The organism is Chamaesiphon polymorphus CCALA 037 (assembly GCF_003003845.1).
In the GTDB taxonomy this organism is placed as follows: domain Bacteria; phylum Cyanobacteriota; class Cyanobacteriia; order Cyanobacteriales; family Chamaesiphonaceae; genus Chamaesiphon; species Chamaesiphon polymorphus.
In genome coordinates, this window is the sequence record NZ_PVWO01000250.1 from 1 (window position 1) to 8,255 (window position 8,255).

7 protein-coding genes are annotated in these 8,255 nt (G+C 45.4%); 4 read left to right on the top strand and 3 right to left on the bottom strand.

What is annotated here, in order from left to right; all coding sequences use genetic code 11:
- Positions 1-76: 76 nt before the first annotated feature.
- Entirely contained in the window at positions 77-1,141 is a 1,065-nt protein-coding gene (gene rlmN, locus C7B77_RS17780; RefSeq protein WP_106307714.1) for a dual-specificity RNA methyltransferase RlmN, read from the bottom strand.
- Positions 1,142-1,492: 351 nt separating this feature from the next.
- Here rlmN and C7B77_RS17785 point away from each other — a divergent pair, with 351 nt between their 5' ends.
- The 4 genes from C7B77_RS17785 to C7B77_RS17805 all read left to right on the top strand — a co-directional run bounded on the left by C7B77_RS17785 (position 1,493) and on the right by C7B77_RS17805 (position 7,040).
- Entirely contained in the window at positions 1,493-2,368 is an 876-nt protein-coding gene (locus tag C7B77_RS17785) for a hypothetical protein (protein ID WP_106307716.1), read from the top strand.
- Positions 2,369-2,548: 180 nt separating this feature from the next.
- Complete coding sequence (gene recG, locus C7B77_RS17795) at positions 2,549-5,056, top strand: ATP-dependent DNA helicase RecG (RefSeq protein WP_106307722.1); 2,508 nt, start codon at positions 2,549-2,551, stop codon at positions 5,054-5,056.
- A 329-nt stretch (positions 5,057-5,385) separates the two neighbouring features.
- The gene (locus C7B77_RS17800) at positions 5,386-6,582 is read left to right on the top strand and encodes a hypothetical protein (protein WP_106307725.1); all 1,197 of its coding nucleotides are present in this window, start codon (positions 5,386-5,388) and stop codon (positions 6,580-6,582) included.
- Between the two features lie 47 nt (positions 6,583-6,629).
- Positions 6,630-7,040, top strand: coding sequence for a Nif11-like leader peptide family natural product precursor (locus tag C7B77_RS17805; protein ID WP_106307728.1), 411 nt, complete (start codon positions 6,630-6,632; stop codon positions 7,038-7,040).
- Between the two features lie 6 nt (positions 7,041-7,046).
- Here C7B77_RS17805 and C7B77_RS17810 read toward each other — a convergent pair whose 3' ends face one another.
- Both C7B77_RS17810 and C7B77_RS17815 read right to left on the bottom strand, forming a co-directional pair.
- Positions 7,047-7,469 (bottom strand): hypothetical protein, encoded by a 423-nt coding sequence (locus tag C7B77_RS17810; RefSeq protein WP_106307731.1) that lies wholly within the window; start codon positions 7,467-7,469, stop codon positions 7,047-7,049.
- Positions 7,470-7,554: 85 nt separating this feature from the next.
- Positions 7,555-8,163 carry an SDR family NAD(P)-dependent oxidoreductase gene (locus tag C7B77_RS17815; protein WP_245894254.1) on the bottom strand — a complete coding sequence of 203 codons (609 nt, stop codon included), beginning with the start codon at positions 8,161-8,163 and terminating at the stop codon, positions 7,555-7,557.
- Positions 8,164-8,255 lie beyond the last annotated feature (92 nt).

Consider the following 8,255-nt stretch of genomic DNA (forward strand, 5'->3'; position numbering starts at 1 on the left):
GGGGTAAAGGGACTACGATCGATTCCAATAGACTTGTGCATATATCCTCTACCCTCTACCCATTACCCATTACCCATTACCCATTACCCTCTAATTTCTGATTCGCCCGCAATTGCCCGCAAGCCGCACTCGCACCCAAGCCTTTGGAATAGCGCACGCTGACGGCGATATGCTGTTGTTCGAGCACATCTACAAATGCCTTGATATCTCTAGGTGTCGGTCGATCGAAATCGGCATCCTCGATCGGGTTGTAGGGAATTAGATTAACATGGGTTTGAAAGCCGCGTAATTGAGTGGCGAGTTCCGCAGCCTGTTTGGGATCGTCATTGACACCAGCTAGGAGGATGTATTCCACGCTCAGTCTTCTCCCCGTGATGCGGACGTAATCTCGACACTCATCGAGCAAATCATCAATCGGATAGTGTTCCGCCGTGGGGACGAGCTTGGTACGCAGTCTTTGGGTGGGTGCGTGGAGACTCACCGCCAGGGTGACTTGAAGTTCGTGCTCGGCGAGTTCGTGAATTTTGCCCGGTATACCCACAGTGGAGACGGTAATCGATCGCTGCGAAATCCCGATATCTTTATTTAAGCACTGCACGGCTTTGACGACATTATTGAGGTTAGCCAAGGGTTCGCCCATGCCCATAAATACCACATGACTGACGCGCTCGTTGAAATCTTCCTGTACCGTCAATACCTGATCGATAATTTCATGCGGTTGAAGATGGCGCATAAATCCACCCTTACCAGTCGCACAAAAGGTACAAGCCATCGCGCAGCCAACCTGAGAAGATACGCAGACTGTCAGCCGCTTGGCGGTAGGAATCCCGACTGCTTCGACGATTTGCCCATCTTGAAGCTGGAGTAGATACTTAATCGTCCCATCGGTAGCGACAGCACGGTGATGGATCGTCGATCGACCGATCGGGGTATCCTTGACTGTTTCTCGCCACTGCTTAGAAAATACGGTAATATCGGCCAGCGATTTTGCGCCCTGCTGATAAATCCACTGATATAATTGCTTACCGCGATAAGCTGGCTGACCCTGCGCCTGTACCCAAGCAGTCAATTCTGCTAAACTCAAGCCTAGTAATGGGGTAATCGCGATCTGAGAATCTGGATCTAAAGTAATGACAGACATGTTTTGGAAGGTTATGATTGCAGGAGGCGAGCGAGCTTAAATACTGGTAAAGGAATCGATCGATATTGTCTTTGCCGTTCAAACTGAAGATCGAATGAGTCTTTTTGGCGGTGACGCGGAATGTTATTTTAACTCAAGGGCTGACTGTGTGCGATCGAGATATCCTAGAGCCAACACTACACCGATCGAGTTCCAGACGTTCTCCGCATCAACTTATTATCGATTTGGCTCATAACTTATTTTATGACATTTCCATTAGCCTGACCGCTAACCGCTCGAAATCGACAACAGACACTTCATTCCCACTTTTTACTATCTACTATCCCCTATTCCCTATCACCTAACCCCTATATGGCTAGACCGATCGAACAAGTCGAACAAGATTTGACTCAACTGAGAAAAGCGAGTAGTCAACTAGGCGAACAATTAACTGGTGCTTATCAAAGCTACTTTACCAGTCTAGCATCAACACTCAAGAAACAGTCGATTCAAGGTTGTTATTATTTATGTACGACTTGTTATCCTGAAGCTTTCTTGAAATTAAATTACGATCGCCGCTCTCAATTACTTACTACGTTAAAACGCGTCATTCGGAATGTAATTACCGATCTCGTCGTGCATATCGAACCAAACCGTCCTAAAAATCGTCCAAATGATGAAGATGAGCCGACAGGAGAGTTAACCTCGATGCCAGTAATGCCGATGGATTGGTTTGCCACTCCAGCATCGCTGGCAACTTGGCAACAGAATATTGAAGCAGAGATCGGCCATAGTTTGAAAGAGATTTCTTACAAAGTAAATCTACTATTGCAGCAAGCACAAATTATGCCACCAACTATTCCCAAACAAATATTAGAAGCGACTGACGAAGCCGATCGTCAAGGTGGTAGTACGGCCAATGTTCCTAATGTTTTAAGTATCTTAATCGAACGAGAGACTACAGGCGGACAAGGAGCGGCAGATGATGCCGACGATCGAGCGATAATGCCCATGACGATGGTACTCGATCGTGAAGATGAGTTATCGCAAATCGTGCAAATCCACAGTCTTTATCTCCGGTTGACTGAAGTTGAATTTGCGGATGTGACTACCTTAAGTTTGCGCAAAAATATCAGTCAATTGAGCAATAAAGTTAATACGCTCCGCCGCGAATATGTGCAAAAGCAACAAGAATTAAAAATTGCCGAAGCTGAATCAGCTTGGCGAAATAGTTGGTTTGAGGATTAGTTGATAATTGATAATTGATAATTGATAATTGATAATTGATAATTGATAATTGATAATTGATAATTGATAATTGATAATTGACATACGATCGATTAAAATTAGAGTAGGAAGTGGTAGGTTGGGTTGAGGCACGAAACCCAACAGCACCAATGTTGTAGGTAAAGTTAGCGATCGAGATACATGTCTGACGAGCCGGATTGGTCGAGAATTCAAAAAGCATTAGCGATCGAAGCGCAGTATGGTTATACCGATTTAGTCGGGCAACAATATCGCTTTGGTGAGTTTTTGTGTTTGAGTTTTGGGCAACCACCAGCGCATACAAGTTTCAAAGATCGCCAACACTGGCGCGAATTAGCTTTTGAATTCAATAAATATCACGACCTCACATTCGCCGAACGCAAAGAATTAATTGCTAGAGCCAGCCAATTTTTAACAGTAGCCGAGCAAGTTTCCGCACATCAACATGGCGATCGATCGGTAACTTCACCGACGCTAAATGAATCGCCACGTAAAATTATCCCTAGCAAACCGACAGCCAATCTTAAGGTTGTACCAGCAACAACTCCAGTGCGGGGAGATACTAATTTAACACTCGATCGATATCTAAGAGATATTCCCAAAATTGGCATTCGCAAAGCCGAAATTTTGGCGAGATTGGGATTATTAACCGTCAAGGATGTTTTATATTACTATCCACGCGATCATATCGACTATGCCAAACAGATAAATATCATCGAACTAGAGCCAGGCACGACTGTAACTCTGGTGGGAATAGTTAGAAAAATCAACTTCTTTACTAGTCCTAAAAACAAAAAGCTCAACGTCTTAGAACTCACCATCAAAGATGAAACCGGACAGCTTAAAATCAGCCGTTTTTATGCCGGGACTCGTTACAGCAATCGCGGTTGGCAAGAATCCTTAAAACGCAAATACCCCGTCGGCAGTTGGATTGCTGCATCGGGATTAGTCAAGCAGGGTAAATACGGCATCAATTTAGATAACCCCGAAATTGAAGTATTAGCCGATGCCGATGCGAGTATTTCTTCCCTCAAAATCGGGCGAGTATTGCCAGTTTATCCGCTCATTGAAGGCGTTTCCGCAGATGTCGTGCGCGAAGCAGTGGTAACTGTTTTACCTGCGGCTGAACAATTAACCGATCCTTTGCCCAAAGTCGTGCGCGAACAATATGGCTTGATGGAACTTGCCGCATCGATTCAGAATATCCATTTCCCTGAAGATAGCGATACTAAAGAAGCCGCACGGCGGCGATTGATTTTTGATGAGTTTTTCTATCTGCAATTAGGCTTCCTGCAACGTCGCCATCTCATGCGTCAGGTGCATACGCAGGCAATTATTACCCCAACAGGAGTATTAATCGACAGGTTTAGAGAGATGTTACCCTTTCAACTCACCAACGCTCAACAGCGAGTAGTGAGTGAAATCCTCTCAGATCTTCAGCAAACCGCACCGATGAATCGCTTGGTGCAAGGCGATGTCGGTTCGGGTAAAACCGTCGTTGCCGTACTGGCAATTTTAGCCGCAATTCAATCCGGCTATCAAACCGCACTAATGGCTCCGACGGAAGTACTCGCCGAGCAACACTATCGCAAACTCGTCGGCTGGTTTAATCTGCTCCACCTCCCCGTCGAACTCCTGACTGGTTCTACCAAAGCCGCCAAACGGAGACAGATATACAGCGAATTAGAGACAGGCGAACTCTCGATCGCGGTCGGTACCCATGCTTTAATTCAAGATAAAGTCAACTTCCGCAACCTCGGCTTAGTCGTCATCGACGAACAACATCGGTTCGGTGTTTTCCAGCGCGCTAAATTGCAGCAAAAAGGCTCCCAGCCGCACGTTCTTACCATGACGGCTACACCCATCCCCCGCACCCTCGCCCTCACCCTCCACGGCGATTTAGACGTCAGCCAGATCGACGAATTACCCGCCGGACGTCAGCCGATTCAAACCAACGCCGTCAATAGTCGCCAGCGCAGTCAAGTTTACGAACTGATGCACCGCGAAATCGCCCAAGGACGACAGGTATATGTCGTCCTCCCCCTCGTCGAAGAATCTGAAAAACTCGATCTCCGCGCCGCCACCGAAGAACACGAGCGGTTGGCTACCGAAGTATTCCCCCAATATCAAGTCGGCTTGCTTCATGGACGCATGAGTTCGGCAGATAAAGATGCCGCAATTACAGCATTTCGCGATAATCTCACCCAAATTATCGTCTCCACCACCGTTATCGAAGTCGGTGTAGACGTACCCAATGCCACCGTGATGTTGATCGAAAATGCCGAACGCTTTGGTTTATCCCAACTCCACCAATTACGCGGACGCGTCGGACGGGGTGCGCATCGTTCCTACTGCCTGCTGATGAGCGGGAGTACTTCAGGCGATGCTAGACAGCGTTTACAGGTGCTAGAACAGTCGCAAGATGGATTTTGGATATCGGAGATGGATATGCAATTACGCGGCCCTGGGCAGGTTTTAGGCACCCGTCAGTCGGGGATGGCAGATTTTGCCTTAGCCAGTTTAGCAGAGGATGGAGAAGTTCTGACGATCGCGCGCGATGCCGCCGAAAAAGTGATTTTACAGGATAACGATCTGAGCCAATCGCCACGCTTGAAGGCGGAGTTAGATTATCGCTTTCAGAAACTCATGGGGGGAAGTATTTTAACTTAAATGTTGGGAAATTCGAGATATTGCGATCGATAATTGCCGATATTAGATTAACTAGTAGTCTACGGCATAAATCCTAGTGCTATTTTGGGAGGAGTTGGGAGTTGGGAGTTGGGAGTTGGGAGAGTAGCGGTAGAGTGTAGGCAATGGTTGCTTTACTTATGCCGTCGAGTACTAGATACAATTTGTACCAGTTAAGCAGATAGATCGACGTACTAAAATCTCTCTTTGCGCAGTGGAAAACTGAGAATGTTCCTCAAGTCCTTGCCCATCGTTGCGCATACCTTAATGGATTAATTTGCGATCGCTAGATAAAAACTGGGATGCTCCCGATGAACTATAGGTATAGTCACAGAAAAAATCCGTCATTCGACAGCAAATTATTCACGGTATTTGAGATCGGCACGATCGCACAAGTCTTATTACCGATCGGTGGAATCTCTAGGCTCGTAATTGCTGCACTATGGGGCGGATTTCTCCTCCAATTTGCGATCGCGCATCGCCGTAAACATCAATGGCAATGGCGCGGCTGCAATTTCTTCAACGCACTCCAAAGTTTGTGCGTACTTGGCTTTGGTGTGTATTTTTGTTTAACAGTGGTACGTAGTTTCTCAAAAATCTCGTCTAGCCGCACGCGTCAGTCGATCGAGCTATTAAATATTACCGAAACATTTTCGGCGGGAATTAATGCCTTACCAGCACTAATAACTGGAGAACGCAATCATCTACTGAGTTTTTTATTAATTCACGTTGGGGCGATCTTATTGTATGCGCTCGTCTGTCTTAGAATTGCTTATTTATCACAGGATGAATTTCTCAAAGATTGCCAACAACCGCAGCGCGATCGAGTCGATCCATTGTCAATGCAGCAATTTAATGGATCGATCGAATCATCCCGTTCGATCGGTAGCATTTGGAGCTTCTTTACCTCCAGACCTTTTATAGTCGAAAAAACTGATGATTCGGTTAGGGTTGAATTTTATAAGATTTCCGATCGAGATATTCAAGCTAACTTTCCACTGATTGGGGTATGTTTGCTCTTTTTCTGTGCTAGCTTGTATGGGATATTTAATACGGTCTTTATAGCGATCGCAACGCCAACGACACAAAACTTACCTCACTCTTTAAAGTTAATTGCTTTCTTGGCACCACTGTTTCCATACACCATCTTTGCATTAATCTCATGCTATGCTTTGCATTTACTCTTTGTCAAAAAGATTGTTGAATACAAAGAAAATGTACTGACAGTAGGAGAAACTATATTAGGACATTATCGGCAATTATTTACGATCGATCGGCAAGATTTATTGCCGCTAGAAGAGAAACAAAAGGATGCACGGGTACCAGGAGTAGTTAATAGTGTGTTGCTTGTCTCGCAACGCGGTAGGTATCGAGAAATAGCAGGACATTTATCCCCAGAAGCAATGGAAAATTTTAAAGAAATCTATGAGTGCTTTCGGACATCTAGCCATTTCAATAGTTTCTATATCAAAACAAAAGTAGCAACATCGATTCCCGGATTGCGATAGTATAGTTACAGTTGGCAATCGGTCTATTGGGAGAGGATGCTGTAAATATGCTATCTAAATCGGTGCGAGCTTTTAACGATCGAGTAGCGGCTTCTGTAGAATTACAAACTAAGCTCCGCGCCGTAACTTCGCCGATCGATTTTTTAGCCCTGGCAAAGTCGGAAGGACTCGATCTCAGTGGTGAAGATTTTCAGATGATGGTGCAGGAAGCATATCAACAGTGGCTGGAACGCTTAGATCCCAAGATGAGGGAGTTTTTTAGTCGGGTTCGCAGTACCAAAGAATTGGACGATCGATTAAAAGTCTGTCAGTCGAGTACTGATGCCATTGCATTGGCGCGGGAGTGTGGCGTCGAGCTGTCGGAGGATGACCTCCAACAGGCGGCAATGGTGGCGGAAGCCATTCCTGGTTTTAGCTTTGAAAAGCTCTGGTTCAGGAGATTAGGCTCGATCGACTAGTACGGACTAGTTCTTCTCAACTTGAATCGACTCGAATGTTTTACGAATAGTCAGTAGCGCAAAGGCGATCGATTCTGGCACGAGTGCCGCAATTGCCGTGAGTTGTAAAGATTGAGTTTCAGATGCATTAAATAACCCTGCCACACCGCTCAAATGTGCGGAAATAACATCGGTAGCATCGATCGCAATACACGCCAATAACAATGTCTTTACGGTACTGCGATCGGCAATAGCCACGAGTATTGCCAGCACGATATCTCTAATTGCCCACACCCGAATAATGTAAGGCATTTGGATATTTGCATCGATCGGGATATTTAATTGCACCATCAACCACGACGGATCGGCATAGCCAACCGCACTGAGACTAAACCTAACCAGACACATTAGTCCGATTAGTAAAGCAACATACCAACTTTGACCTCTCATACTCGCTCCTCCATATATAATTGATGAAAAAATAAGATCGAATAATTCTCAATTCTCAATTCTCAATTCTCAATTCTCAATTAATTTAAGCACCCTCGCCTAACATTGCAGGCACATCGATCTCTTTGATACAGGTCGATCGCGATAATGAGAGAATGCAATCGATAATTTTTAACAGATCTGTCAGCGGAATCGCTTCACCACCAAGTAAATTGTTTGCAGCAAGATCTGCTAAAACTTCAGGCGTACCGACGTTACCAGGATTGATTATGGTTACACCAATCTGCTCGGATCGCAATTCTTCTCGCAATGAATGCACCACCCCTCGCAACCCGAATTTAGATGCACTATTAGCAACTTCTCGCCCAGAAAAATTATCTCGACCAGAGAGTGCGCCCATGAAAACGATTTTGGGATTATGCGATCGCCGTAAAGCAGGCAGCAGAGCTTTTACCAACCGGATCGGAGCTACCAAATTTACAGCAATTACTCGATCGATGTCTGCATCGGTACAATCTTCAAAGCGATACTGACTGGTAAACGCATGAGTTTCCCAAGTTCCACCCATGTATAGTAAGGCATCTAATCGATCGCCACCAATTGCCTTTGCCACCGTTTCCACTCCCGTCAACTCGGACAAATCGGCCTGAATCCATTCACCAATCGGTGATGGAGTCCGCGCAACCGCCAACAATCGATCGGATCTATCTAGGGCTTGCTGAAAAAGTAGGAGAATAGTCTTTCAAAAATTGATTGGTAATGAAAAAAGTCGGAGTAATTAGTTTT